Here is a 26,643-nt window from a genome sequence, read left to right as displayed (position 1 = left end):
CTCCATCCGCCTCGCGTGGATTCACGCGAACCATCGTGGCACGTCCGCTCTGTCATCCGCACAACCGCCCGGAGAACTTCCCCGGCGCTGTTGTTTCGTACACTCGGATCTTGTGCCATTGATCGACGAGCTGATCGCTCGCCTCCCAGCGCCGGTCCGACGGCTCGTGATGCGGCACCACGAACTCATCAAGTTCGCCATGGTCGGCGGTACCACCTTCATCTTCGATCTCGCGATCTTCTACAGCCTCAGCCTCACGATCCTCGAGCCGAAGCCGGTGATCGCCAAGATCATCGCCGGGGTGCTGGCGACGATCCTCAGCTACATCCTCAACCGCGAGTGGGCCTTCAAGAACCGCGGCGGCCGTGAACGCCACCACGAGGCACTGCTGTTCTTCTTCATCAGCGGGATCGGCGTCATCCTGCAGGCCGCACCGCTGTTCGTCGGCAACAACGTCTTCGACATGCGGTCCAACCTGAGTGTGTCCGAGGTCGTCGTCGTCGACTTCGTCCTCGGCTACATCATCGGCAACCTGATGCAGATGGCCTTCCGCTTCTGGGCGCTGCGCAAATTCGCGTTCCCCGAGGAACTCCTCCGCGGTGGCGAAGCCGGGTCCACCGACCTGCACCCCTCGCTCGCCGAGCTCAACGATGAGGAACTCGGTCACGCCTGACGTCGGTGTCCGTGCCGCCGGGACCCGGGTCGTCCTGCTCGTTCGGTTCCTCGCCGTATCCGCTCGCATATCGGGCCGGGACGACGATGGCGAACACCGGGGGACGTCGGACCGTGAGTTCCAGGCGCCCGCCGTCGGCCTCGATCAACGCCCGCGCCAGCGACAGTCCGACGCCGCTGCGCCCGGCACCGGGCCGCTTCCCGGCCGAGAAACCGCGGCGGAAGATGTGCGCGGAGATCTCGTCGGCGACGCCGTCGCCCTCGTCGGCGACCGTGATGCGGACCAGATCGCCGGCCTGCAGGGTGCTCACCTCGATCCGGCACGTCCCGCGACCGTGCTGTAGCGCGTTGTCGACCAGCACACTGACTGCCTCCCGCAGGCGTCCGGACTGCGAGGTGAGCGCCTGCGGTGCACCCTCGACCACCGCGATCAGCTGCCGACCCTGCGCCTCGAAGGCGTGACGGAAGTCCTCGACGAGTGTGGCGAGCATGTCGCCGACGTCGATGAAATGTGGTTCGGGTTCGTCGGCACGCGAGGCTTCCACCAGTTCGTCGAGATCGGTGGCCAGTCGCTCCACCTGGTCGAGTGCTTCCTCGGCTTCGCTGACGACCGCCGGATCGTCGTGCAGCGCCAGCTCGTCGAGCCGCAGCTGGATGGCGGTCAGCCGGCTGCGGAGCTGATGCGACGCATCGCCGGCGATCTCGCGTTCGCGTTCGAGCCTCAGGGCCTGCGCGGTGTTGGCGTCGGCGAGCGCTCGCGACACCCGGTCGAGTTCGGCGATGCCGTACATCTTCCATTCGGTACGGAAGTCGGCACGGCCGAGAGTCGCCGCGCGGTCGGCCAGATCGGTCAGGGGGTCGACGATCCGGCCCGCCGACACCGCCGCCACCACCGAGCCGCCGATCACCGAGGCGACGACCACGAGCAGGACGACGCCGGCCGCGGTCATCTGGTCGTCCCGGACCTCGTTGCGCGGGATGGACAGGGTCAGCGTGCCGGCGGTGCCCAGACCGATGGATTCCGAGAGTCGGGGCCCATCGATGTCGGCTCCGACGACCATCCGCCGATCGACTCCCCCGAGATCCGGGTAGGTGATGGTCAGCTGGCCGTCGGGTGGCAGCAGCAGTTCGAAGGACTGCCGGTTGACGGCCTCGGACGGGATGCGACCGTCGGCCCCCTCCTGCCGGATGAGCTGGTCGGCGACGATCTTGAGCCGGTTGTCGAGAGCCTGATTCGCGTTGTCGGCCACCCACCACCAGGCCACGACGCTCAACGGGATGCCCAGCAGACAGCCGACCGCGATCAGGACAGCGGTCATCGTGGTGAGCAGGCGCCGGCGCATGGAAGCCGGTCGCATCGATGCCGGTCGCATGGAACTTCCTAGGGGTCGAACCGGAAGCCGACGCCGCGCACCGTCACGATGTGCCGCGGGCGGTTGTGGCGGTCGTCGCCGATCTTCCGGCGAAGCCACGAGATGTGCATGTCGAGGGTCTTCGACGACCGCAGATCCGCCGAACCCCAGACCTCGGTGAGGATCTCCTCACGGGTCACCACCTGACCCGCACGCTCCATGAGGAATCGCAAGAGATCGAACTCGCGGTTCGCGAGGGTGAGGTCCTCCCCGTCCACCAGGACTCGCCGCGCCCGCGCGTCGAGTCGGATCGCGCCGCCCTCGAGTACGGGCTCGCCGTCGTCGGGCTGACGCCGGCGGAGCAACGCCCGCACACGGGCGAGGAGCTCGGCGAGGCGGAACGGTTTACCCACGTAGTCGTCCGCACCGGCGTCGAGGCCGACCACGAAGTCGACCTCGTCGGTGCGCGCGGTGAGCATGAGGACCGCGAGCGCGGGACGCTGGGCGCGCACCCGCCGGCACACCTCGAGGCCGTCGAGGACCGGGAGTCCGAGGTCGAGGATGAGCAACTCGTAGCGGCTGTCGAGGGCCTTCTCGAGCGCGTCGGCCCCGGTGCTCACGACATCGCACCCGTATCCCTCGCGGGAGAGGGCCCGCGCGAGCGGTTCGGCGATCGCGGCGTCGTCCTCGGCGAGCAGCACGTTGGTCAACGCTCCCGCGCCCCTCTGCTCTCGGGACGGTCGGCGGGGCCGCCCGGGACGCCGTAGTCGTCTTCCGCGTCGTCGCCGTACATCTCGAGCACTTCGTGGTAGAGCAGCGAATGGACCTTCTCCACCTGCGGGATGTCGTCGAAGGACAGCGGTTCGTCGGAGGCCGACTCGATGACCAGCGTGCCGGTCCGGAGCATCCGGTCGATGACGCCGTGGCGGAACTCGACGGTGTTGATCCGCCGGATCGGGATGTCGATACCCGACCGGGTGAGGATTCCGTTGCGGAACATCACCCGGCGGTCGGTCAGGACGAAGTGCGTCGTCTTCCAGGACAGCAACGGCCGGACGAAATACCACACGAGGCCGAGTGCCCACACCACGCCGACGACGAGCAGCAGCACCGTCCGCGGGGTCGAGCCCAGCGACGATCCGGCGATCACGCCCGCGAGGACACCCGCGGCCGCGGTGATGATCCCGAACAACAGGAACGGACCGAGCAGACACTTCCAATGAGGGTGCCGGTGGAGAACGACACGTTCACCGGGCGCCAGGTTCTCCCGCGGGTAAGCCATGCGGCTCAGCATAATCGGGACGGCCCTGCCCGGGGCCACGCTGAGTAGACTGCGAGACACCAATACCGATCGACTGCCGGGCACGTTGGGGCGGTCGGCGAGGAGAATTGTCATGACCTACCAGGACCCGCGGGGCCCGCACCGCGATCCCGACCCACGGACCGCTCGCTACGAATCCGGGTACAACCCCGACTCGCGTGCCTACAGCCGGCAGGATCCGTATGCCGAGCCTTACCGGGATCCGTACCGCGCCGACGGCCCCGCCGCACCGGGCGGCTACGTCGAGCAGCCACGGCCGGACCGGGCGCCGCGCCGCGGACCCGACGTCAACCCGGTCACCTTCGCCGGTGGCGTGGTGATGACCGGTGTGGTCACCGGCCTCGCTGCGTGGCTGGTCGCCTGGATCATCGCGGCGTTCGTCGAGAAGGTGAACGAGTCCGGCAAACTCGGTGTCTGGAACCCGGTGGCGGCCAGCGAGATCTGGTTCGGTGTCGTGGGATTCCTGTGCGCACTCGCCGCCGGCGCGCTCTGGTATGTGCTGCAGCTCATCACGCCGGCGCCCAACCAGTTCTATCGCTGGATCGTGGGGCTGCTCCTGGTGGCGGCGGTGCTGATCCCGATCCTCACCTATCAGCAGACCTCGGTCGGCATCGAGACCGCGATCCTGCATTTCGTCATCGGTCTTCCGCCGTTGACGATCATCCCGGCGATGGGCGTCAAGAGCCTGCAGCGCTAGGCCCCGTCTGTCGCCGGCTGAGCCCCGTCGAAGTCAGACCGGCCGCAGGTGCGTGACGTCCCCGGCGGCCGCGATCACCTGACGGCCGTCGGCGTCGACGACGATCCGCCCGGACGCGTCGACGCCGGTTGCGGTCCCGATGACCTCCTCGTCGCCCGGCAGCACCAGGCGTACGCGGCGCCCGATGGTGTCACTGTCCTCCCGGTAGCGCGCCGCGAGTCCGTCGACGTCGTTCGGCCACCGGTCGAGCAGATCCGACAGTGCCCGCAGGTACGACGCCGCCAGCTCGGTGAGCGGGACGTCCTCACCGGTCGCCAACTGCAGCGAGGTGGCGGTCGGGACCGGGAGCTGGTCCTCGGACATCGTCGTGTTGAGGCCGGTGCCGATCACGGCCACCCCGCCGTCCCCGTGCCTGGTATGGGGTGAACGCGTGTACTCCGAGAGGATCCCGGCGGTCTTGCGCCCGTCGATCAGCACGTCGTTGGGCCACTTGAGACCCGGCCGCACGCCGATCGCCTCACTGATTCCCTGCACCGCGGCGAGCCCGGCCAGCAACGACAACCAGCCGAGGTGTTCGGTGTGCTCGCCGACGTCGACCGCCGCCGACATCGCCAGCTGCGTCCCGCGCGGCGCGGTCCAGGTCCTCGCGTGCCGTCCGCGACCTGCGGTCTGGTCGGTGGTCAGGCGCACCGTGCCGTCGACCGGTTCGGTCGCCGCGCGGGACACCAGATCGGCGTTGGTCGACCCGGTGGAATCGACCACCTCGATCCGGTGCCAGCGCGTGTCGGCGAGTCGGGTCCGGAGCAGGTCGGCGTCGAGGGACATGTCTGAAGAACCTAACAAATGAACAACCACCGACCGATCGCTCGGGAACCTGAGGGATATCTCACGTTGATCCGGTTGACGTGGCTCACACTCGGGTAGTTAGCATCGACAGTCATGACCACAGCTTCACGCGACGATGCCGCCGCTCCCGACATCCACACGACAGCGGGGAAGCTCGCCGATCTGCGCAATCGCCTCGAAGAGGCGAAGCACCCCGTGGGCGAGGCCGCCGTCGAGAAGACTCATGCGAAGGGCAAGCTGACCGCCCGTGAGCGGATCACCCACCTGCTCGACGAGGGCTCGTTCGTCGAACTCGACGCGCTCGCCAAGCATCGCAGCACCAACTTCGGTCTCGCCGAGCGTCGACCGGTCGGAGACGGTGTGGTCACCGGCTACGGCACGATCGACGGCCGCGAGGTCTGCGTGTTCTCGCAGGATTCCACCGTCTTCGGCGGCAGCCTGGGCGAGGTCTACGGCGAGAAGATCGTGAAGGTCATGGACCTCGCCATCAAGACCGGCCGCCCGCTGATCGGCATCAACGACGGCGCCGGCGCCCGCATCCAGGAAGGCGTGGTCTCGCTCGGCCTGTACGGCGAGATCTTCCACCGCAACGTCCGCGCCTCCGGTGTCATCCCCCAGATCTCGCTGATCATGGGTGCAGCCGCCGGCGGCCACGTGTACTCCCCGGCGCTGACCGACTTCGTGGTCATGGTCGACCAGACCAGCCAGATGTTCATCACCGGCCCGGACGTCATCAAGACCGTCACCGGTGAAGAGGTCACCCAGGAAGAACTCGGCGGCGCAAGCACCCACATGGCGAAGTCGGGCACCGCGCACTACGTCGCCTCCGACGAAGAGGACGCGCTCGAGTACGTCAAGGAACTCCTGAGCTACCTGCCGAGCAACAACCGTGCCGATGCCCCGCGTCTGCCGGTCGCGCAGCCGGCCGCCGGCTCCATCGAGGACACCCTGACTGACGAGGACCTCGAGCTCGACACGCTCATCCCGGATTCGCCGAACCAGCCGTACGACATGCACGAGGTCATCCGTCGCATCCTCGACGACGACGAGTTCCTCGAGATCCAGGCCGATTACGCGAAGAACATCGTCGTCGGTTACGGCCGCGTCGACGGCCGCAGTGTGGGCATCGTCGCCAACCAGCCCACCCAGTTCGCCGGCTGCCTCGACATCGACGCCTCGGAGAAGGCCGCCCGTTTCGTGCGCACCTGCGACGCCTTCAACATCCCGATCGTCACCCTGGTCGACGTCCCCGGCTTCCTGCCCGGCACCGACCAGGAGTACCGCGGCATCATCCGCCGCGGCGCCAAGCTGCTCTACGCCTACGGCGAGGCGACGGTCGGCAAGATCACCGTCATCACCCGTAAGGCCTACGGCGGCGCATACGACGTCATGGGCTCCAAGCACATGGGTGCCGACGTGAACCTCGCATGGCCCACGGCGCAGATCGCTGTCATGGGTGCCTCCGGCGCCGTCGGATTCGTCTACCGCAATCAGCTCAAGGAGGCCGCTGCGAAGGGCGAGGACGTCGACGCACTGCGCCTCGAGCTGCAGCAGGAGTACGAGGACACCCTCGTCAACCCGTACGTCGCCGCCGCCCGCGGTTACGTCGACGCGGTCATCCCGCCGAGCCACACCCGCGGCCAGATCGCGACCGCACTCAAGCTGCTCGAGCGCAAGATGGTCAACCTGCCGCCGAAGAAGCACGGGAACATCCCCCTGTGAGTGAGAGCCCAGCGAACGAGGCATCCGTGAACGAGAACACCGAGAAGGCAGCCGAGAAGCCGTTCCTGACCGTCGTCAACGGCAACCCGACCGATGAGGACCTCGCCGTGCTGGTGAGCGTCCTGGCCGGCGCGGGTGCCGGCGGTGGTGAGCCGGAACCGGAGATCCGCAACGACTGGGGTCGCCCGGTCGATCGACTCCGTCCCCAGTGGGGCGCACCGTCGAGTTTCACCAATCTGCGCTACTGACAGTGCCTGATTCCCAGATCGGGTCGAACACACACGAGACCGGGCCGGCCACCGCCGGCCCGGTCTTCGTGCTCGGGTCCGCCTCCCCGGCCCGACTGCGGGTCCTGCGCGCCGCCGGTGTCGAACCGGTGGTGCGCGTTTCCGACGTGGACGAGGACGCGCTGCTCGAACAGTTGCCGCCGGCCACTCCCGCCGACGCCGTCGTCGCCGAGCTGGCACGGGCGAAGGCCGAGTCGGTCGCCGCACTGCCGGAGATCGCCGGTGCGGCCGAGAACGGCGAGACGGTCGTGGTCATCGGCTGTGACTCGATGCTGCATCTCGACGACCGCCTGCTCGGCAAGCCGCACACGCCCGAACGTGCACTCGCGCAGTGGGCCGAGATGCGCGGCCGCAACGCCGACCTGCTCACCGGCCACCACCTGATCCGGCTCGATCCCGATGGCGGCTCGACCAGCGCGACCGGGACGAGTTCCACGACAATCCATTTCACCGATGCCGACGACGACGTGGTCGCTCGCTATGTGGACAGCGGCGAACCGCTACAGGTCGCTGGTGCGTTCACCCTCGACGGACTCGGCGGCTGGCTGGTCGAACGCATCGAGGGCGATCCTTCGTCGGTCATCGGGATCGGTCTGCCGCTCGTCCACCGGCTCCTGACCGAGGTCGGGTTGTCGGTCACCGACTTCTGGAAGCACTGACCACCCACACCCATTCTCACTGCCTCGAAGGGTCACCCCACCTCGAAGAACTCCGGCCAGTACCGCTGTAGGCAGTCCACCGGCTGTCCCTGACGATTGAACTGCGGTCCGGTCAGGCCGATGGTCAGCGCCCGCGCGCGTTCGGTCGCCGACCCGTGCCCCATCGCGCCGCCGGTGTCACCGATGATCGGGAGCAGGGTCGCAACCTGCAGGATCTCCTTGGCGCCCAACGCATCACGCTGGTAGGCCGTGGCCGCCCAGTTGGATGCGAGGCAGTCGGCGATCAGTTCGCTGTTCTTGCCCTGAGGCAGTCGCCGCTCCGGGATGCCGAACGCCTCGGCCATCCGGAACACCACGTTGTGTCCGTACTCGTGGGCGACGACGATCGCGGCGGTGAAGTCCCCGACGATCGGCGACGGCACCCCGAAGACGTTCCCGTCCCAGATGGCGGCGAAGGTGTCGACCGGCAGCACGATGCTGCCCTCGGTCTCCTGGCCGTCGCCGTTGGGTTCCTCGTCGACCCCGCAGAAGAAGGCGTTCGCCTCGTCGGACGGAATCCGGTTGGACGCCCCGTCCTCGTCGATGCATTCGGTGGCGAACGAGGTGCCCGACTCGATCAGGGCCCGTCCCGGTGCGGGGTCACCCCAACCGAGTTCACCGAACCATCCACCCCACGTCTGGTCGAGGTCGTCGAGCAGCGTGGTGAGGTACTTCGGTACCGCGGTGTCGACGTTGGACGAATTCACCCCGCTGGTCATGAGTTCCGCCGTCGGCGTCGCCAGCTTCGGGCAGTCGTCCGGACGGCATCCCCTGGGGTCGGCGTCGCCCGGCGTCGACGACGGGATGCTCGACCGTGTACTCGGTGTCGGCGATCCCGGTGACGAGGAGGTCGACGTCGAGGCCGACGCCGACGGCGCCGGCGCCGGGCTCGACGGGTCGTCGGAGGAGATGAGCGAACATCCACTCGTCACGGCGAGCACCAGCACCGCCAACGGAACGCTCCACCGGACCATTCGCGAGACATCCCGGCGCTCCACGCGAGCCCCACGTCGATCGATCATTGGGCGAACTTAGCAGGCAACCACCCGTTGACCTGGGGTTTGTCATCCGTCCGAAGCACGCCCTCACCAGCTGCGACAGACGGGAGCCCGTCTGCCACCGGGCAGTCGGACGCGCCCATGCCCTACCCTTTGTATCCGGGACCGGTCACGGTCCGCGCGATGTATGTCGAGACGCCCGAACGCACCAAGCTGGAGAACAGACCGTGAGTGTTGAAACCGACCCGAATCCGGCCTTCGCCGAGTACGCCCACCCCGAGCGGTTGGTGACCACCCAGTGGCTGTCGGCTCATCTCGGCGCCAAGGGCCTCAAGATCATCGAATCCGATGAGGACGTGCTGCTCTACGACATCGGCCACATCCCGACCGCGCAGAAGATCGACTGGCACCTGCACCTCAACGACCCGGTCACCCGCGACTACATCGACGGTGAACAGTTCGCAGAACTGATGCGCAGCAAGGGAATCGAGCGCGACGACACCGTCGTCATCTACGGCGACAAGAGCAACTGGTGGGCGGCGTACGCACTCTGGGTGTTCACGCTGTTCGGTCACGAGGACGTGCGCCTGCTCGACGGTGGTCGCGACGCGTGGATGGCCGAGGACCGGGACACCTCCTTCGACGTCCCCGAGTACCCGCGGTCGGACTACCCCGTCGTCGAGCGCGACGACACGAAGATCCGCGCCTTCGCCCCGCAGGTCCTCGAGGCGCTCGGCACCGAGCCGCTCGTGGATGTCCGCTCGCCGCAGGAGTACACCGGCGAGCGCACCCACATGCCCGACTACCCCGAGGAGGGCGCGCTGCGCGGCGGTCACATCCCCACCGCGGTGTCGATCCCGTGGGCCAGGGCCGCCGCTCCGGACGGCCGTTTCCGTCCCCGCGCCGAGCTCGACGAGATCTACGGCGACTTCGACAAGGGCACCCCGATGATCGCCTACTGCCGCATCGGCGAGCGTTCCAGCCACACCTGGTTCGTGCTGACCCATCTGCTTGGGCACACCAGGGTTCGCAACTACGACGGATCGTGGACCGAGTGGGGCAACGCGGTTCGCGTACCCATCGCCGTCGGCGACGAGCCGGGTGCCGCGCCCGGCCGCAAGTGAGCCCCGACCGACGATGAGCTTGCCCCCAGCCCTGGCAGAAATCGTCGAAGACTTTGCCGCACTTGGTGATTCCGACAAGATCACCTTGCTCCTGGAATTCGCCGGCGAACTCCCCGACCTCCCTGAGCATCTGCAACAGGAGGCGATGGAACCGGTACCCGAGTGCCAGTCACCGGTGTTCCTGTCCGTCGACGCCGGCGATCCGGAATCGGTACGGCTGTACTTCACCGCGCCGCGCGAGGCGCCGACGACGCGCGGATTCGCGGCGATCCTGCACCAGGGTCTCGACACCGCGTCGGCGCAGGAGATCCTCGACGTCCCGTCGGACTTCTACTACGACCTCGGTCTGGGCAGCGCGGTCAGTCTGCTCCGCCTCCGGGGTATGGCGGGCATGCTCGGCCGGATCAAGGCGCAGGTGCGCGATCAGACGGCCGGTTCCGGGTCCGACACACCCGGGGTATGAAGTTCATCCAGATCCGCGACGAGCCGATCGCACCGGGGGGTCTCGTCGAGTGGACCCCCTATGTCTCGGGCGGGTTGGGCGCCTGGCGTCCTGATCCCCGCCTGACCTCGCACAACCACGAACAGCATCTGCGTGCCGCCTTCGACTATCGGGTGCGGACCCAGCGCGAGGGTGGGCGGGAGGCCTGGCTGGGCCTGTCGATCGAGTTCGACGAACCATTGTCGATCCCGGCGATCCGCTCGGTGCTGACCCAGTGGATCGACCGTCACGAGGTCCTGCGCAGCCACGTCGTGATCAAGGGGACGGGCCTGCAGCGGCTCACCACCGACCCCGGCACCGTGAAACTCAAGATGGGACGCATCGGCTGGTTCGCCGAGCCCGGCCCCCTCGTCGAGCAGCTGGGCGGCTCCTTCGACCGTGCCACCGCGCCGCTGCACTGGCCCGCCTACCTGTTCGCGACGGTGGGACGCGCCGACTCGTTCACCCTGCTGTTCGCCGCGGACCACTCCCTGGTCGACGGCTACTCGCTGATCATGGCCCAGCAGGAGCTCGTCTCGCTGTACCGCGCGGCGCGCGAACACCGGACCGCCAACCTGCCCGCGGTCGGCAGCTACGTCGACTTCAGCGCCGAGGAACGACGCCGCGCCGACCAGACCGGCGGCGACCATCCGGCGGTGGCCCTGTGGTCGGAGTTCCTGCGCACGGGCGCCGGCGACATGCCGGCCCTGCTGCGGTCCCCGGAGGGCACCAGCGGCGGAATCGGGGACGAGGCCGATCAGGAGTACTTCGAGGAGACGACGATCCCGCAGGAGTCGCTGTGGGGCGTCGTCGCCGACGACGAGACCGCCAACCGGTTCACCGCGATCTGTTCGGAGGCCGGCGGAACGCTGACCGCGGGCATCCTCGCCGCGTTCGCGATGGTCCATCACGAGATGACCGACGACGCGGAGTTCCGCTGCGTGCTGCCCCGGCACACCCGTGACGACACGCAGTGGCTGACCGCGCTGGGGTGGTTCGTGGGCGTCGCGCCGTTCTGGATGGACATGTCCGACTCCCCGACCTTCGATCAGGCGGTCACCCGCGCCACGGCCGTCCTCAAGCGCGGTCGCCGGGGCGCCTCGCTACCCTTCCTTCGCGTGGCCGACCTGATCGGCCACCACGGTGAGCCGCGGTTCGTGATCTCGTTCATCGACACCCGGTACGCGCCGGGCGCCGGGGCGGCCGACGCCGGCCGCGCGAAGGTGATTCGCAGCCACAGCTACTCCCCGCACGAGGTCTACATCTGGATCAACCGGACCCCGTCCGGTTTGCGCTATTCGGCCCGTTTCCCGCGCGAATCCCCGCTCCGCGAACTCGGCGTCGCCGAGTCGTCGACCGACATTCCCCCCGTCGGGGCCCCGATGCCGGATGCGTCACCTTTTCCGCTCGACGCGGAGGCGAGTGACATCGACCCGACCCTCGGTCCCGTACACGCCTACCTGCACAATTTCGCCGAACTCGTACGGCGCCTCGGTGATGCGAGCACATTCTCCCGCGCGTTGTGACCCACGGCTCCACCGAACGATTGCTCGGTGGGCTACTGTATTTGCCGGAAGGTCGCGACGCCCGGACTCCCGGCGTCGTCCGCGCCCTCACCGTCCGCATCCCGGCCGGCGAAGGCTGCACCACCGTCTTGACCGTTGTCCGACAACCGTGTCGCACGCGCCACCGCGCGTCGTGAGCACCTGAGTACGAGTAAGGCCCAGGAGAACAAGTGCCCAGTACCGCAATCAGCAAGGTCCTCATCGCCAATCGAGGCGAGATCGCTGTCCGTGTGATCCGCGCAGCCCGGGATGCGGGCCTCGCGAGCGTCGCCGTGTACGCCGAGCCCGACGCGGACGCACTGTTCGTCAAACTCGCCGACGAGGCTTTCGCACTGGGCGGCCAGACCTCGGCCGAGTCGTACCTGGTCTTCGACAAGATCCTCGACGCCGCCGCCAAGTCGGGCGCCGACGCGATCCACCCCGGTTACGGCTTCCTGTCCGAGAACGCCGACTTCGCCCAGGCCGTCATCGACGCCGGGCTGATCTGGATCGGACCGTCACCCCAGTCGATCCGCGACCTCGGCGACAAGGTCACCGCCCGTCACATCGCGCTGAAGGCCGACGCACCGATGGCGCCCGGCACCAAGGACCCGGTCAAGGACGCCGACGAGGTCGTCGCCTTCGCCAAGGAGCACGGCGTGCCCGTCGCGATCAAGGCCGCCTTCGGCGGTGGCGGTCGCGGTATGAAGGTCGCCTACACCATCGAAGAGATCCCGCACCTGTTCGAGTCGGCGACGCGTGAGGCCATCGCCGCGTTCGGTCGCGGTGAGTGCTTCGTGGAGCGCTACCTGGACAAGGCCCGCCACGTCGAGGCGCAGGTCATCGCCGACCAGCACGGCAACGTCATCGTCGCCGGTACCCGCGACTGCTCGCTGCAGCGTCGTTTCCAGAAGCTCGTCGAGGAGGCCCCGGCGCCGTTCCTGACCGACGAGCAGCGCACCAAGATCCACGAGTCCGCCAAGGCCATCTGCCGCGAGGCCGGCTACTACGGCGCGGGCACCGTCGAGTTCCTGGTCGGCAACGACGGCCTGGTCTCGTTCCTCGAGGTCAACACCCGTCTGCAGGTCGAGCACCCGGTCACCGAGGAGACCGCGGGCATCGACCTCGTCCGTCAGCAGTTCCGCATCGCCAACGGCGAGAAGCTCGAGTTCACCGAGGATCCGACCCCGCGCGGCCACGCCTTCGAGTTCCGCATCAACGGCGAGGACGCCGGCCGCAACTTCCTGCCGGCCCCCGGCCCCATCTCGGTTTACAAGGAGCCCACCGGACCCGGCGTGCGCGTCGACTCCGGTGTTGTCGAGGGCGACGTCATCGGCGGCCAGTTCGACTCGATGCTGGCCAAGCTGATCGTCACCGGCGAGACCCGCGAGCAGGCGCTCGAGCGTTCGCGTCGCGCACTCGCCGAGTTCCAGGTCGAGGGCCTCGCCACGGTCATCCCGTTCCACCGCCACATCGTCTCCAACCCGGCGTTCATCGGCGACGGCGAGAAGTTCGACGTCTACACCAAGTGGATCGAGACCGATTGGGAGAACCCGATCGAGCCGTACACCGGTGGAGAGCCGATCGAGGAAGACGACGCCGCACCGCGTCAGAAGGTCGTGGTCGAGGTCGGCGGACGCCGCGTCGAGGTCTCGCTGCCGGGTGATCTCGCCCTCGGTGGCGGCGGCGGCTCGACCAACGGTGTCATCCGCAAGAAGCCGAAGGCCCGCTCGCGCAAGAAGGGCGGCGGCGCAGCCGTCTCCGGTGACGCCGTGGCCGCTCCGATGCAGGGCACCGTCGTCAAGGTCGCCGTCGAAGAGGGCCAGGAGGTCTCCGCCGGTGATCTGGTCGTCGTCCTCGAGGCGATGAAGATGGAGAACCCGGTCACCGCCCACAAGGACGGCGTGGTCACCGGTCTGGCCATCGAGGCCGGCGCCGCGGTCACCCAGGGTACCGTGCTGCTCGAGCTGAAGTAACCCACTCGCTGCCTGAGGTGCGAGGAACCACCCTCGCTGCCTGAGGTGCGAGGAACCACCCTTGCTGCCTGAGGTGCGAGGAACCACCCTGCTGCCTGAGGTGCGAGCGACCACCCTCGCTGCCTGAGGTGCGAGGAGCGATAGCGACGAGCCACGAAGGCCTGGTGAGGCAACCTCGCCGGCCTTCGTGGCTCGCTCCCCGAGTAGCGAGCTTGCGAGCCACCCGCTCCCTGAGTAGCGAGCCTGCGAGCGTATCGAAGGGACATCGTGCAACCAGTCGAGATCAACGCCGGGACGTGGTATCTGCGTTCGCTTCGTGCGGACGACCGGATCACCGACGTCCCGGCGTTGTCTCTTCTCGGGGTCGACTCCCCCGCCGATTACGTCGAGGCAGCGAACTCCGACTGGCACACCGAGACGCGTTTCGTGTGGGCCATCTGCATCCCCACGACCGGCGAGTTGATCGCTCTCGTCGGGGTGACGCCGGACGGCGCCTCGGGCCGGTTGTGGGGTCAGGCGCGCGACGGCTACGACGCGGCGCTCGACGCTGCGATCGGGCCAGTGTCACGGTTTGCCGAAGGTGCGCTGGATCTCACTGTGGCCGAACCCCTCTCGCGTTCGATCGGCTGAATCGACCGAGAGTGTCAGGTGTCGCTCTCTCCTCCGAGCTTTCAGCGCCTGTCTGCATTGGCCCGTACAGTTCGGCACGGCCCAGAACGCGTTCGGGAAGCTCTGACACCCTCGTCTCGAACCTGCCGGTCGCAAGCCGACATAGCTGCGACGGCGTTGGTAATAGGTCGTTGGTAATAGGTTCAGAGACATGAACCAGATCGACCCGGAAATCGACGACTACCTGACCCGCTATGCCGCTACGCTGAGTGCCTTCGACTCGACCGCGGCCGCACAGTTGTGGGCCATCCCGGGCATGATCATCGATGATCGTTTCGCCGGTGTCGTCGACGACCGCGAGACCATGGCACACAGCCTTGAGCAGGCCTACCCGCTCTACCGCGAACTCGGCTTGGCATCGGTCAGCCACGAATGCCTGAACGTCGAACACCTCACCACCGCGATCAGCCTGGTCAAGGTGCGGTGGATCTTCTACGGGGCCAACGGTGATCAACTCACCGACAGCAACGCCTACTACATCGTGCGCCGCGACGACGATGGCCTACACGCCTGCGTGTGCATCCAACTCGACGACGCCGAGAAGCTCCGAGCACTGGCCGCCGAACACGACATCGACATCGACATCGCCGAGTACACCCGCGAGTAGTCGAAACCAACGATCGCCGGCAACGGGTGAGGGCGTGTTCGGCGTCGGTCACAGCTTCTTTTCAAGTCCCTGCGCGTCAAGATCCTGCACTCAGCGCGCCCGCCAGAATGCTTGACGCACTGGAGACCACTTGACTCGAACACATATTCGAGTACTGTTGTGTCATGGCGCGGGGGGCGGGCAGCGAATCCACGGATTCGGCAGGCATCACAGAAGACTCTGTCGAGCCCACGCTGCGTCCCGATACCGAACTCTCAGCCCCTGAGCTGATCGAGGTCTTGAATCACTGCGCCGGGCTCGCCGCGTCGACAGCCCACCGAATGATGACCGTTGCCAGCCTCATTCACGACGAACGGGAAATGGACTATGCCGCGCGTCGCGCCGAGGCGCACAGCGGACAACTCGACTCGATCGAGGCGTTCGACGAGCTGGCTGCTCGAGCGGCCGCCAGTGAGAACCCGTACGCACAGTTCGGGCCGAACGGTCTCGAGCAGGCCATCGCCGAGGTCGGCGCCACCTTGACCATGACGCCGGCAGAGGCCCGAGAACTCATCATGGCCGGTGACGCCCTGCGGTATCGACTGTCGTTCACCGGTCACGCACTGGCCTGCGGCCGCATCGACAAGAAGCGTTTCCTCATCGCGATCAAGCGAACCGACCTCGTCACCGACGCCGATGAGATGCAGACGGTGGATGCACATCTGGCCGAGGCCATCTTCGCCCGCGCACCGATGTCGACGACCCGGTTCACCGCCATGGTCGACGCCATCGTCGCAAAGTGGGCACCCGAGGCAGTGCGCAGGCGTCGCGAGCGAGCCACCGACGACCGCAAGGTCACCGTCGGACCCGATCGGTTCAACCCCGGACAATCCCGCCTGTCCGGGACACTACCGATCGCCGACGCTGCCGCGTTCGACGCCCGCTTGTCCGCGATGGCGGCCGAAGTACATGCCGCCGACCCTCGCACCGTTGCACAACGTCGCGCCGATGCGCTGGTCGCACTGGCTCGCGGCGCGACTTCACTAGCCTGCACATGCAACGATTGTTCGTCTTCCGCAAGAGAATTCGGGGAGACCGCTGAACCCGAGGATGCCCCGACGGTCGACCCTCACCACGTCGACCCAGGACCCATGCCGTGCTCCTGCGCCGCCGACAAGACAGCTCCGCGGGCGAACTACTTCATCATCGCCAATCTTTCCACCCTCATCGGCCTCGACGATGATCCGGCGTTTCTCGATGGTCAGGGCATCATCGACGCCGAAACCGCACGCAAGCTGCTCGCTGAAGCCCGACGCACCTACCTGCACCCCACCGTCGCACCCAGCCCGGAATCGGCGCTGCGTTGCGTTACGTTCCGTCGAAGAAGCTGCAAGCCCTGGTGCGGGCCGGCGAACTGTGCTGCACCTTCCCGGGATGCAATGCGCCGGTGTGGCAGATCGACCTCGATCACACCCGGCCGTTCGACCATCAGCATCCCGACCGTGGTGGACGCACCCTCGAACGCAACCTGAAACCACTCTGCCGGTTTCACCACCGGATCAAGACCTTCACCAGCTGGCAGGACTACCAGGACGAGTTCCTGACCGCCTGGTTCACCACACCCACCGGACACATGTTCGTCGGCAACGCCTACAACGGCCGTGATCTGTTCGGCCATCTCGCACCGATTCGCTCACCCGATCATCCGGCGCGCGTCCGGCACGCCACTCAGCGAGACACGAGGTCCCGCCGGGCCCGACGCGCCGAACAGCGTTGGAACCAAGCAAACCCGCCACCCTTCTGACAGGCAATCGAACAGAAGTCGCCACGCACCTGTGCGTTCGGCGACTACTGTTCGTTGACCAGAGGCCGTCCGAGCCGATGGAGGTCGCGGTGAGTCACACCGGAGTGAACGCAGCCGAAGAGTTCGACGCCATCATCGTCGGCGCGCGCTGCGCCGGATCTGCCACCGCGATCGCACTCGCCGGCCGCGGATTGCACGTCCTGGTCATCGATTCGGCGCGCTTCCCCTCCGACACACTCTCCACGCATCTGCTGTGGCCGTCGACCCTGGCCGAGATCCACGCACTCGGCGCCCTGCCCGCCGTCGAGGAGGCGGGCGCGCCACGTCTTCCCATCGCCGAGGCCATCCTCGACGAGATCGGCTGGCGCACCGGGTATTCGCCGGTGTCCGGTATCGACTACGGAATGTGTCTGCGGCGTTCACATCTCGACGACGCCCTCGTCCGGACGGCGTCGTCCCTCGGAGCCGACATCCGGCAACAGTGTCGGGCAACGGGATTGATCTCCGATGACGGGCGCGTCACCGGCATCCGTTATACCGATCCCGACGACCACGAACGGGCGGCGATTGCTCCCATCGTCATCGGGGCCGACGGCCGCAAGAGCGTCGTGGCCCGCGAGGTGGGAGCGCAGACCCCGCTGATTTCCTCCAGGAGTGGCCGATCGTGCTACTTCGCCTACTGGACGGACCCACGCGAAGACCTGCGCCACATCGCCTCCCAATGGCGGGTCGACGGGTTACTCGGCACCGCATTCCCCTGCGACGACGGCCAGACGCTGTGCCTGCTGCAACCGCCTGTCGAGCTCGATGACGCGTTCCACGGGCGTAAGGTCACCGATGCCTACCGCGCGGGCGTCGCAGCGCTGCCTGGCCTGGCACGACGCCTCGAGGGCGCGGAAATGGTGTCCCGGGTGCGGTCGTGCACCGGAATCGAGTCGTACTTCCGCCGGTCGAGCGGACCGGGATGGGCACTGCCCGGCGACGCCGGCCACTTCAAGGATCCGGTCACCGCGCAGGGAATCCGCGACGCCTACCGGTACGGCCGGTTGCTCGGCGAGCGACTCGCCCCGATTCTCGGCTCTCGCGGTGGTCCCGACCCCGAGGCGGTCGACGCCGCCACCGCGGAATGGGCCGCTCGACGCGAGCAGGACTGCGTCGAGATCTATCAGTGGACGAACGTGCTGGCGTCTGGCTCGCCGCCCTCGCCGCTCGAATACGAGCTCTACCACCGCGCTCGGGATCGCCCCGAGTACGCTCAGATCCTGAGCGACATCTACAACCGCGTCCAGGCGCCGTCGTCGATGCTTCCGCTGACCGCTCTTCCCAGCCTCATCCTCGGCGCACTCCGCCAACCCGCGTCGTCGACGCGGGAGGTCGTCGCCGATGTGCGAACCCAGGTCCGGCGTATCCGCGATGACCGGAACGAGAGGCGAGCCCTGGTGCGAGCATCCGCCGGATGAGCCCGCCCCTCGTCCGGTCTAGGTCGTCGCGTTGGCGAACGTGTCCAGATTGCCGGTCGCCTCGATGTACTCGGTCACCCAGCGCTCGATGACCGCCGACGTCTTCTCGACCTTGCGGAACTGCCCGACCACCTGACCGACGGGATTGAAGGCGACGTCGATGCTCTCGTCGGGATGCTTGTGCGTCGCGGCGACCGCCATACCGGAGACCATGTACTGCAACGGCATCCCCAGCGGATCGGGGTTCTCCGGGTTTTCCCACGCCTCGGTCCAGTCGTTGCGCAACATGCGACACGGCTTGCCCGTGAACGAGCGACTGCGAACGGTGTCACGGCTCGACGCATCGATGTAGGTCTGCTGCTGGACAGGGGTGTTCTCGGCCTCTTCGACCATCAGCCACTGCGATCCGCTCCACGCGCCCTGCGCGCCGAGCGCGAGCGCAGCCGCGATCTGCTCGCCGCTGCCGATACCACCGGCGGCCAGAACCGGCACGGGCGCAACCTCTTTGACGACCTGCGGCCACAGCACGATCGAACCGACCTCACCGCAGTGACCACCGCCCTCGCCGCCCTGGGCGATGATGATGTCGACCCCGGCGTCGGCATGCTTGCGCGCCTGCTTCGGGGAGCCGCACAGCGCCGCGACCTTGCGACCGGCCGCCTGGATCTTCTCGATCATGTCCTTCGGGGGCGTGCCGAGCGCGTTGGCGATCAGCGTGACCTTCGGATGCTGCAGCGCGATCTCCACCTGCGGTGTCGCGGTGGCCTCGGTCCAACCGAGCAGCTGCAGCGAGTTGTCGTCGTCCTCGGCGAGGGGCACCCCGTGGTCGCGGAGCAGCTTGCGTCCGAATTCCAGGGTCTCGTTCGGCACCATCGACTGGAGCAGCTTGGTCAGCTCCTCGCCCGACATGTTCGAGTCCATGCCCTCGTACTTGTTGGGGATCACGATGTCGACACCGTACGGGTGGTCGCCGATGTGCTCGTCGATCCAGTTCAACTCGATCTCGAGCTGCTCCGGCGTGAAACCCACCGCGCCGAGTACTCCGTAGCCACCCGCCTTGCTGACCGCGACCACCACGTCACGACAGTGGGTGAACGCGAAGATCGGGAACTCGATACCGAGTTCGTCGCAGATTGGGGTGTGCATACAGACTCCTCGCCAGGTCAGAATTAGAACGTGTTCTAATCTGAATACCAGGCTCCGCGACGACGGACAAGCGTTCCGCGGAACAGTCTGACGGGGCCTGCCAGACGACATCGTCTGCCAGGCGTCAGGTACTGCTGTGCACCAGTGGTCACATGTGTATCGGATACCCGACCGGGTCCGGCCCGTCGACGGTTTTCAGATCAAGACCGTCCCTCCGGACAGTCGACGTGGTTGAATCCGAAGACGTCACCGGAAACAACTCAACCGACCGGCGGCCGGTTCGGCTCATCGAATGATGTGAGTGCCGGTCCAGACGGTGCGGAACTATCCCACGGAGGTTCAGATGCCCCGGAACGCCGGAGACCGCTACGAGTGCCAAGGTTGTGGAGCGCGGCTCGTCTATGAGAAAGAGTGCCCATGTCCCGAAGGAATGGAACACCGGGAGATCTGTTGCGGCAAGCAGATGACGCCGGTGAAGGACTGACTACCTGACCTTCGTCTGACCTGGCCTTCGTGTCTTACGTCGAGCCCGACGACTCGGCTGTCGGACTCAGAGCGAGGGGTAGCTGCTGATCGAGATCACCGATCCGTCGGTGCCGGGGGCCACGTTGATGGACGCTCCCCTGCCCCTCTTCTTGACCGTGATGCTGGCCGCAAACCGTGACACCGTCTCCGACACGATGTCCCAGTCCCCGTCCCGGACTGCGTTCTTGTAGAACTCGCCGATCTTCTCCACCGAGTCCGGCGAGGTGAGAACCAGCGATCCGGGCGCCTTGCTGACCTGATCGGACGGCTCGTAAACAGGCAGACCACCGAAGGTCTCGCCGCCCGAGTCGTCGCCGTTCCCCGTCGTCGCAGAACCCGTCGTCGCAGAACCCGTCTCGGTACTCACCGCAGTGGTCGCCGAAGTGGTGCCCTCAGATGACGTGGTGTCGCTGCCACAACCCACGACGGCGACCCCGATCGTGATCGCGGCAAAGGACGAAACCAGCGCTTTCTGACGTCGGTTCATGATCAGGGCTCCTCAGGGATGTGCCGCAATCCTCTTACGCCTCTATCCGTAGCATGCGATCAGCCCGCTCGACACGCCGTTCGGACATTTTGGGCCCGGAGTCCGCACGGCCTCCGGGTCAGGCCGCATGCTTCCGCCCTCCGAGCTCTCCGGTGAGCGATTCGGTGACATTGCCCCTCTCGACCGATGGATACTGCAAGGACCGGACACCCCTCACGGCACGGACGGAGGCGAACATGCAGTTGGATCGGGCCGACGCCTGCCGCCACCTGGCCGTCCATCTCGACGATGAGGTCGGCAGTCTGCTCGACCGGGCGCGCACGACAGCCCGCAACCGAACCAGACAACCTGAATGGTGAGAAGACATGAACTCTCAAGCCCACGATCACCGCGCGGGTGACCACGAGGTCGAGGTGGAAGCCACCGGTCAGGGTCGCGGGACACCTCACCGTTCCCGAGAACGCCAAAGGAGTGGTCGTTTTCGCGCATGGCAGCGGAAGCAGCCGGTTCAGCTCCCGCAACATCTACGTGGCCGACGTCCTCAACGCGGCCGGGATCGCCACCTTGCTGTTCGACCTGCTGACGCCGGAGGAAGAACTCACCCGCGCCAACGTCTTCGACATCGACCTGCTGGCGCGAAGATTGGTCGATGTCACCACCTGGCTCGCCGCCCGAACGGACGTGGGGTCGTTGCCGGTCGGCTACTTCGGCGCGAGTACCGGGGCGGGCGCCGCGTTGCGTGCCGCCACCGACCCGGGTGTGGATGTCCAGGCGATAGTGTCGCGCGGCGGTCGGCCGGATCTCGCCGGCGACGCACTGGCCATGACGACAGCGCCCACCCTGCTGATCGTCGGCGGACGAGACGAACTGGTCCTCGACCTGAATCAGCGTGCTCGAGAATCGATCACCGCCGAATGTGAGATCACCGTGGTACCGGGTGCCTCCCACCTCTTCGAGGAGACGGGTGCGCTCGAGCAGGTCGCGGTCCTGGCCCGCGACTGGTTTCTGAGCCATCTCTGAACCGGGCGCGGCGGTCGCGCGTGACACCGGCCAGGTCCTTGTACGCCATCATTTCGCCGACTCCCAGACTTCATCTCGACTACCAGACTTCGATCGAGGTCTGGAAGTCGAGATGAGGTCGACCGGACGACAAACTCTCAACGGACGACGCGGCGGACCTATTTCGGTTCCCGGCGCGCGTACGGTGTCCGGGCGGTCTCGGTGTCGCCGTAGATGATCGCCCGCTCCCGGCGGGAATCGGTCATCAGGGTTGCGCCCCAGGTCATCACGGTTCCCAGGCGGTTTCGGACGCCGGCCAGGAAGGCGATGTGGATGGCGCCCCACGCGACCCATCCGGTGAACCCCGACATCTGGAAACGCCCCGACTGCACGATGGCGTGGCGCCGCGCGATGTAGGCGGCGGTCCCGAGGTCCCGGTACTTGAATGGCGCCCGTTCCCGCTGCCCTGCAACGCTTTCCGCGATCACCCGACCGACGTGGTGACCGCCCTGCATGGCGACCTCGGCGACACCGGCCAGGTCCTTGTACGCCATCATGTCGCCGGCCACGAACACGTCGGGATGGCCGGGCACCGAGAGGTCAGATTCCACCGGGATCCTCCCTGACCGATCCTGCTCGACGCCGAGGGCCGTGGCCAGGGTGGCGGCGAACGGGACGGCCTCGACGCCGGTGGTCCACAGCGTCGTCCGCGCCGGATACACCTCTTTGTGCTTGTCGGCCTTGCGGGTCGTCTCCACGTAGTCGTCGCCCACACCGGTCACGTGCACCCCGAGGTGCGTCTCGACGCCCAGGGCGTCGAGGGTTCGCTGTGCACTCGCCGACAGTCGTGCATCGAATGACGGCAGCACCCGATCCCCGCCGTGCAGCAACAGCACTCGTGCCTGGGCGGGATCGATGGCGTCGTATTCACGCTCGAGGGCGCGGGTGGCGAGCTCACGGATCTGCCCGGCCAACTCGACCCCCGTCGGTCCTCCGCCCGCGACCGCGAAGGTCAGCCAGGATCGCTGTTCCGCGGGGTCGGTGATCGTCTCCGCCATCTCGAAGGCGGCCATGATCTTGCGGCGGATCGTCAGCGCGTCGTCGAGCGACTTCATCCCCGGTGCGTATTTCGCGAACTGATCGTTGCCTCGATACGCGGTACGCATACCGGCTCCGACGACGAGGTAGTCGTAGGGCAGACGGAACGACGACCGGTCGAGACGGTCCACGATGATCTCGCGCGTCTCGACGTCGATGCCGGCGGCCTCACCCAGTACGACATCGAGATTGCGCTGACGCCGGGTCAGGTGCCGGATCGGGCTGGAGATCGCGCCTTCGGACAGCAACCCGGTGGCGCATTGGTAGAGCAGCGGCTGGAAGACGTGGCTGGTTCCGCGGTCGACCAGGGTCACGTCGACCGCGGCCTTCCGCAGTCGACGGACGCAGTGCATGCCCGCGAATCCTGCTCCGATGACGACGACTCTGGGTCTCGAGGGGGCCATTCCGCCGATTGTTCCAGACGGATCGGCCCCCGGGCTGAACATCGCGGCGCGCCACCGCACCGGCCGGATACCGCGGGAGACGCCGTAAACCGTGGTTTAACCCCCATGCCGGCGGGTATCCGCGCGCTGTGGAAGCCAGGGTTTCTCTGTCGGTCAACGGTGTGGCCCGCGATGTCGTGGTGGACACGCGCACCACCCTCCTGGACGGCCTCCGGGATCGTCTGGGCGTCTTCTCGCCCAAGAAGGGTTGTGATCACGGCCAGTGCGGCTCGTGCACCGTCCTCGTCGATGGTCGCCGCATCATCAGTTGCCTGTCGTTCGCCGTCAGCTACGAGGGCACCGAGATCGTGACCGCCGAGGGACTCGCCGACGCCGACGACCTCCACCCACTCCAGCAGGCGTTCATCGATCAGGACGCCTTCCAGTGCGGGTACTGCACGCCGGGCCAGGTGTGTTCGGCGGCCGGCATGCTCGACGAGGCCAAGAACGGGCACCCGAGTCACGCCACCGACGACCTCGACCCCGACACCTCGGACGAACCCCTCAGCGATGACGAGATCCGGGAACGGATGAGCGGCAACCTGTGTCGCTGCGCGGCCTATCCCAACATCGTCGCGGCGATCCGGCAGGCGGCGGGACGATGATCCCCTTCACCTACGAACGCGCCGACGACGTGGCCGGCGCGGTCGACTTCCTCCGCGACCATCCCGGCGCGAAGCTGCTCGCGGGCGGCACGAACCTCGTCGACCACATGAAGCTGGGCATCGCCAACCCGCCTGCACTGGTGGACATCTCACGACTTCCTCTGGATCAGATCGGCGAAAACCCGGATGGTTCACTGCGTCTCGGCGCGACGGCGCGCAACGCCGACACCGCCGCCCATCCCCTGGTCCGCCGTCGCTACCCCATGCTTGCACGCGCCCTGCTCTCGGGCGCATCCCCTCAGCTGCGCAATCTGGCGACCAACGCCGGAAACCTGCTGCAGCGGACACGATGCGTCTACTTCCAGGACGTCACGACCCCGTGCAACAAACGCACACCAGGCAGCGGGTGCTCGGCGATCGGCGGCTACACGCGCTATCACGCCGTGCTCGGGGCGCCCGACACCGATGCCCAGGCAATCTGCGTGGCCACCCACCCGTCGGACCTGGCCGTGGCGCTCACCGCCCTGGACGCACGTGTCGTGGTGCAGGGCCCGGACGGTGAACGCGACTTCGACGTGCGTGCGCTGTACCGGCTACCCGGTGAACATCCCGACCGCGACACGGTTCTCGAGCCCCACGACGTGATCGTCGCGATCGACCTGCCCGCCCCGACCCCCGGATCGGCGTCGACCTATCGCAAGGTCCGCGACCGTGCATCGTATGCGTTCGCGCTGGTCTCGGTCGGCGCCGAGATCAGTCTGAACGATGGGACGATCGCGGATGCGCGGGTCGCATTCGGCGGCGTCGCCCACAAGCCGTGGCGCGCCGAACGGGCCGAGGCCGTGCTCCGCGGGCAGCAACCCTCGCGCGAACTGTTCGCCGAGGCCGCCGACGCCGAACTCGCCGCCGCCCGGCCGCTCGACGGAAACGAGTTCAAGATCCCCCTCGTCCGACGCACCCTGACCGCTGTTCTCGAGGAGCTGACCACCCGATGAGCGTCGTCGGATCGTCTCCAGCCCCGATCGGCCACGCTCGGATCGACGGCGTCGAAAAAGTCCGCGGCACAGCTCCGTACGCCTACGAACACGTCACCGACGCGGTGTACCTGTGGCCGGTCACCGCGACCGTCGCCCGAGGCCGAGTCACTTCGATGGACACCGACGCAGCCGAGTCGACCGTCGGCGTCGTCACGGTCCTCACCGTCGACGACGCGCCGCGCCTCGCCGACACCTCCGACGGCGATCTCACGATCCTGCAGTCCCCGGAGGTCTCCTACCGCGGCCAGCTCATCGGCGCGGTGGTCGCGGAGTCACCCGAAATCGCCCGGGAAGCAGCCGCATCCGTGACGGTGTCCTACGACGAGGCTCCCCACGACACCGCGTTCCGCGTCGACCACCCCAATCGCTACCGGCCCGCGAAGGTCAACGGCGGATTCGAAACCACCTCCGAGACAGGAGAACCCGACCGAATTCTGGCGGATCCGCCGGAGGGCACCGTCGTGGTCGACGAGTGGTATTCGACGCCCGAAGAGCACAACAATCCGCTGGAGCCACACACCGTGGTCGCATTGTGGGCACCCGACGAGGAGCTCCTCACCCTGTACGACTCAACGCAGTCGACGCAGGGCGTGGTCTCCGCGTTGGCTCCCGTCCTTGGACTCGAACCCGCACAGATGCGGGTGATCGCTCCGCATGTCGGGGGCGGGTTCGGGTCCAAGGGTTCACCCCACTCACACGACGTCCTGGCCGCCATGGCCGCGATGCGGGTGCCCGGCCGGGCCGTGAAGTTCGCGGTCACCCGCCAGCACATGTTCGCCTACGTCGGCCACCGCGCGCCCACGCGATCCCGACTCCGCATCGCCGCGGACGCCGACGGCAACATCACCGCGCTGATCCACGAGGCGCACACCCACAGCGCACATGCCAAGGAGTTCGCCGAGCAGGCCGCCGTCTCGTCGCGGATGATGTACACCGCGCCGCACCGGCGCACCGATCACCACGTCGTACCACTCGACGTCCCGCCGCCGTTCTGGATGCGTGCGCCGGGCGAGGCGCCGGGGATGTATGCCGGCGAGGTGGCGATGGACGAACTCGCCCATGCCGTGGGGCTCGACCCGATCGAGCTGCGTATCCGCAACGAACCCGCCGACGATCCCGAGACCGGGAAGCCGTGGTCGTCGCGACAGCTCGTCGAATGCCTCCGCGCGGGCGCCGAACGATTCGGCTGGGACCGTCGTCGTCCAGAACCCGGGACACACCGGGACGGCCGGCATCTCGTCGGATTCGGTGTCGCCTCCTCGACATACCCGCACATGGTGAACCCGGGCAACGAAGCCTCGATCTCGTACCGGGGCACCCGGTATTCGGTGAGCATCGCGGCCACCGACATCGGGACCGGCGCCTGGACCGCGCTGACACTCATCGCCGCCGACGCGCTGGGAGTCGAGCCGGACCGCATCGACCTCCAGATCGGTGACAGCGCCCTGCCGAGCGCCACCGTCGCGGGCGGCTCGTCGGGCACCTCGTCGTGGGGTTCGGCGATAGTCACCGCGGCACAACGCTTCCGGACACGGTTCGGCGACGATCCCGCGGACGGCGCCGAGGTCAGCGCGAGGACCGACGAGAACCCCGATCTGGAGAAATTCACCATCGCCTCGTTCGGCGCCCACTTCGTCGAGGTCCACGTCGACGTCGACACCGGTGAGATCCGCATCCCCCGCATGCTCGGCGTGTTCTCGATAGGACGCGCCATCAACCCGCGGACGGTGCGATCACAGCTCATCGGCGGCATGACCTTCGGCATCTCGATGGCCTTGTACGAGGAGAGCGTCCGGGACCCGCGTTTCGGTCACGTCGTCACCCAGGACCTGGCCGAGTACCACGTCCCCGTGCACGCGGACATCGCCGACGTCGACGCCATCTGGCTCGACGACCCCGACGAACACGCGACGCCGATGGGTTCCCGAGGTGCCGGTGAGATCGGCATCGTCGGCAGCGCCGCAGCAGTCGTCAACGCCGTCTACAACGCCACGGGTGTGCGCGTCCGAGACCTGCCCGTCCACCTCGACGACCTGCTCGAGGGACTGCCGGACAACTGAGCGGGC

Annotated in this window: 27 protein-coding genes and 1 pseudogene; 20 read left to right on the top strand and 8 right to left on the bottom strand. The window is 67.4% G+C overall.

Translation table 11 applies throughout. From position 1 onward, the window contains the following. The first annotated feature begins 112 nt into the window (after positions 1–112). Complete coding sequence (locus GAA2_RS08590; RefSeq protein ID WP_024497286.1) at positions 113–673, top strand: GtrA family protein; 561 nt, start codon at positions 113–115, stop codon at positions 671–673. Here GAA2_RS08590 and GAA2_RS08585 read toward each other — a convergent pair. The 3 genes from GAA2_RS08585 to GAA2_RS08575 are packed head-to-tail and all read right to left on the bottom strand — an operon-like array spanning position 645 to position 3,306. Beyond that, positions 645–2,015, bottom strand: coding sequence for a sensor histidine kinase (locus tag GAA2_RS08585; RefSeq protein ID WP_024497285.1), 1,371 nt, complete (start codon positions 2,013–2,015; stop codon positions 645–647). The two genes, GAA2_RS08590 and GAA2_RS08585, sit on opposite strands and share 29 nt — an antisense overlap. Positions 2,016–2,053: 38 nt before the next feature. Then, positions 2,054–2,734 carry a response regulator transcription factor gene (locus GAA2_RS08580; RefSeq protein ID WP_024497284.1) on the bottom strand — a complete coding sequence of 227 codons (681 nt, stop codon included), beginning with the start codon at positions 2,732–2,734 and terminating at the stop codon, positions 2,054–2,056. Beyond that, a complete protein-coding gene (locus GAA2_RS08575; protein WP_232513094.1) occupies positions 2,731–3,306 on the bottom strand; it encodes a PH domain-containing protein in 576 nt (191 codons plus the stop codon). The genes GAA2_RS08580 and GAA2_RS08575 overlap by 4 nt, the downstream gene beginning before the upstream one ends. Before the next feature lie 112 nt (positions 3,307–3,418). Between GAA2_RS08575 and GAA2_RS08570 the strand changes: the two genes are divergently transcribed. Further along, the gene (locus GAA2_RS08570) at positions 3,419–4,042 is read left to right on the top strand and encodes a hypothetical protein (RefSeq protein WP_024497282.1); all 624 of its coding nucleotides are present in this window, start codon (positions 3,419–3,421) and stop codon (positions 4,040–4,042) included. Positions 4,043–4,075: 33 nt separating this feature from the next. Here the strand turns inward: GAA2_RS08570 and GAA2_RS08565 are convergent, their stop codons facing one another. Next, complete coding sequence (locus tag GAA2_RS08565; protein WP_024497281.1) at positions 4,076–4,867, bottom strand: biotin--[acetyl-CoA-carboxylase] ligase; 792 nt, start codon at positions 4,865–4,867, stop codon at positions 4,076–4,078. 114 nt (positions 4,868–4,981) lie between these two features. Here GAA2_RS08565 and GAA2_RS08560 point away from each other — a divergent pair, with 114 nt between their 5' ends. From GAA2_RS08560 to GAA2_RS08550, 3 genes are read left to right on the top strand one after another with little or no spacing between them, the layout of a single operon-like run. Further along, the gene (locus GAA2_RS08560) at positions 4,982–6,610 is read left to right on the top strand and encodes an acyl-CoA carboxylase subunit beta (RefSeq protein WP_024497280.1); all 1,629 of its coding nucleotides are present in this window, start codon (positions 4,982–4,984) and stop codon (positions 6,608–6,610) included. After that, positions 6,607–6,858 (top strand): acyl-CoA carboxylase subunit epsilon, encoded by a 252-nt coding sequence (locus GAA2_RS08555; RefSeq protein ID WP_024497279.1) that lies wholly within the window; start codon positions 6,607–6,609, stop codon positions 6,856–6,858. Before GAA2_RS08560 ends, GAA2_RS08555 begins: the two co-directional genes overlap by 4 nt. Before the next feature lie 2 nt (positions 6,859–6,860). Next, positions 6,861–7,556, top strand: a complete 696-nt coding sequence (locus tag GAA2_RS08550; RefSeq protein WP_024497278.1) for a Maf family protein — start codon at positions 6,861–6,863, stop codon at positions 7,554–7,556. 32 nt (positions 7,557–7,588) lie between these two features. Here the strand turns inward: GAA2_RS08550 and GAA2_RS08545 are convergent, their stop codons facing one another. After that, the gene (locus GAA2_RS08545; protein ID WP_024497277.1) at positions 7,589–8,314 is read right to left on the bottom strand and encodes a metalloprotease; all 726 of its coding nucleotides are present in this window, start codon (positions 8,312–8,314) and stop codon (positions 7,589–7,591) included. On the opposite strand from GAA2_RS08545, the gene GAA2_RS08540 reads away from it, so the two are divergent. The 10 genes from GAA2_RS08540 to GAA2_RS08500 all read left to right on the top strand — a co-directional run bounded on the left by GAA2_RS08540 (position 8,313) and on the right by GAA2_RS08500 (position 18,237). After that, entirely contained in the window at positions 8,313–8,630 is a 318-nt protein-coding gene (locus GAA2_RS08540) for a hypothetical protein (protein ID WP_024497276.1), read from the top strand. The genes GAA2_RS08545 and GAA2_RS08540 overlap by 2 nt on opposite strands. Positions 8,631–8,820: 190 nt before the next feature. Then, positions 8,821–9,717, top strand: coding sequence for a sulfurtransferase (locus GAA2_RS08535; RefSeq protein ID WP_024497275.1), 897 nt, complete (start codon positions 8,821–8,823; stop codon positions 9,715–9,717). A gap of 13 nt (positions 9,718–9,730) precedes the next feature. Beyond that, positions 9,731–10,180, top strand: coding sequence for a SufE family protein (locus GAA2_RS08530; protein ID WP_006434573.1), 450 nt, complete (start codon positions 9,731–9,733; stop codon positions 10,178–10,180). Beyond that, the gene (locus tag GAA2_RS08525) at positions 10,177–11,724 is read left to right on the top strand and encodes a condensation domain-containing protein (protein ID WP_024497274.1); all 1,548 of its coding nucleotides are present in this window, start codon (positions 10,177–10,179) and stop codon (positions 11,722–11,724) included. The genes GAA2_RS08530 and GAA2_RS08525 overlap by 4 nt, the downstream gene beginning before the upstream one ends. 209 nt (positions 11,725–11,933) lie before the next feature. Then, positions 11,934–13,718 (top strand): acetyl/propionyl/methylcrotonyl-CoA carboxylase subunit alpha, encoded by a 1,785-nt coding sequence (locus GAA2_RS08520; protein ID WP_024497273.1) that lies wholly within the window; start codon positions 11,934–11,936, stop codon positions 13,716–13,718. A gap of 267 nt (positions 13,719–13,985) precedes the next feature. Then, positions 13,986–14,348, top strand: a complete 363-nt coding sequence (locus GAA2_RS08515; protein ID WP_159405465.1) for a hypothetical protein — start codon at positions 13,986–13,988, stop codon at positions 14,346–14,348. Between the two features lie 190 nt (positions 14,349–14,538). Beyond that, positions 14,539–14,994, top strand: coding sequence for a hypothetical protein (locus GAA2_RS08510; RefSeq protein WP_159405466.1), 456 nt, complete (start codon positions 14,539–14,541; stop codon positions 14,992–14,994). Positions 14,995–15,314: 320 nt separating this feature from the next. Next, a complete protein-coding gene (locus GAA2_RS08505; protein ID WP_236577674.1) occupies positions 15,315–16,505 on the top strand; it encodes a DUF222 domain-containing protein in 1,191 nt (396 codons plus the stop codon). Next, the gene (locus GAA2_RS23140; protein WP_236577675.1) at positions 16,421–16,777 is read left to right on the top strand and encodes a hypothetical protein; all 357 of its coding nucleotides are present in this window, start codon (positions 16,421–16,423) and stop codon (positions 16,775–16,777) included. The genes GAA2_RS08505 and GAA2_RS23140 overlap by 85 nt, the downstream gene beginning before the upstream one ends. Positions 16,778–16,866: 89 nt before the next feature. Next, on the top strand, positions 16,867–18,237 hold the full coding sequence (locus GAA2_RS08500) for an NAD(P)/FAD-dependent oxidoreductase (RefSeq protein WP_236577676.1): 1,371 nt from the start codon (positions 16,867–16,869) through the stop codon (positions 18,235–18,237). A gap of 18 nt (positions 18,238–18,255) precedes the next feature. Here the strand turns inward: GAA2_RS08500 and GAA2_RS08495 are convergent, their stop codons facing one another. Both GAA2_RS08495 and GAA2_RS08490 read right to left on the bottom strand, forming a co-directional pair. After that, positions 18,256–19,383: a nitronate monooxygenase gene (locus GAA2_RS08495; RefSeq protein ID WP_024497257.1), complete on the bottom strand. Its 1,128-nt coding sequence runs from the start codon at positions 19,381–19,383 to the stop codon at positions 18,256–18,258. A gap of 550 nt (positions 19,384–19,933) precedes the next feature. After that, positions 19,934–20,395 carry a hypothetical protein gene (locus GAA2_RS08490; RefSeq protein WP_024497256.1) on the bottom strand — a complete coding sequence of 154 codons (462 nt, stop codon included), beginning with the start codon at positions 20,393–20,395 and terminating at the stop codon, positions 19,934–19,936. 236 nt (positions 20,396–20,631) lie between these two features. Between GAA2_RS08490 and GAA2_RS23135 the strand changes: the two genes are divergently transcribed. Beyond that, positions 20,632–20,754, top strand: a complete 123-nt coding sequence (locus GAA2_RS23135) for a hypothetical protein (protein ID WP_262411029.1) — start codon at positions 20,632–20,634, stop codon at positions 20,752–20,754. Between the two features lie 39 nt (positions 20,755–20,793). Then, a pseudogene (locus GAA2_RS08485) lies at positions 20,794–21,415 on the top strand (dienelactone hydrolase family protein); the annotation flags it as partial. Positions 21,416–21,573: 158 nt separating this feature from the next. Here the strand turns inward: GAA2_RS08485 and GAA2_RS08480 are convergent. Beyond that, positions 21,574–22,896 carry an NAD(P)/FAD-dependent oxidoreductase gene (locus tag GAA2_RS08480; protein ID WP_159405468.1) on the bottom strand — a complete coding sequence of 441 codons (1,323 nt, stop codon included), beginning with the start codon at positions 22,894–22,896 and terminating at the stop codon, positions 21,574–21,576. A 128-nt stretch (positions 22,897–23,024) separates the two neighbouring features. Here GAA2_RS08480 and GAA2_RS08475 point away from each other — a divergent pair, with 128 nt between their 5' ends. Genes GAA2_RS08475 through GAA2_RS08465 form a run of 3 tightly spaced genes read left to right on the top strand, consistent with a single transcriptional unit; the run spans position 23,025 to position 26,637 of the window. Further along, positions 23,025–23,540, top strand: a complete 516-nt coding sequence (locus GAA2_RS08475) for a 2Fe-2S iron-sulfur cluster-binding protein (RefSeq protein WP_159405469.1) — start codon at positions 23,025–23,027, stop codon at positions 23,538–23,540. Beyond that, entirely contained in the window at positions 23,537–24,535 is a 999-nt protein-coding gene (locus tag GAA2_RS08470) for an FAD binding domain-containing protein (RefSeq protein ID WP_159405470.1), read from the top strand. Before GAA2_RS08475 ends, GAA2_RS08470 begins: the two co-directional genes overlap by 4 nt. Further along, on the top strand, positions 24,532–26,637 hold the full coding sequence (locus GAA2_RS08465; protein WP_159405471.1) for a xanthine dehydrogenase family protein molybdopterin-binding subunit: 2,106 nt from the start codon (positions 24,532–24,534) through the stop codon (positions 26,635–26,637). The genes GAA2_RS08470 and GAA2_RS08465 overlap by 4 nt, the downstream gene beginning before the upstream one ends. The last annotated feature ends 6 nt before the right edge of the window (positions 26,638–26,643 follow it).

The sequence above is a fragment of the Gordonia ajococcus genome, assembly GCF_012974285.1.
Lineage (GTDB): Bacteria > Actinomycetota > Actinomycetes > Mycobacteriales > Mycobacteriaceae > Gordonia > Gordonia amicalis.
Note: the sequence above shows the minus strand (reverse complement) of the source record. Positions and strands in the feature narration are given on the sequence as shown.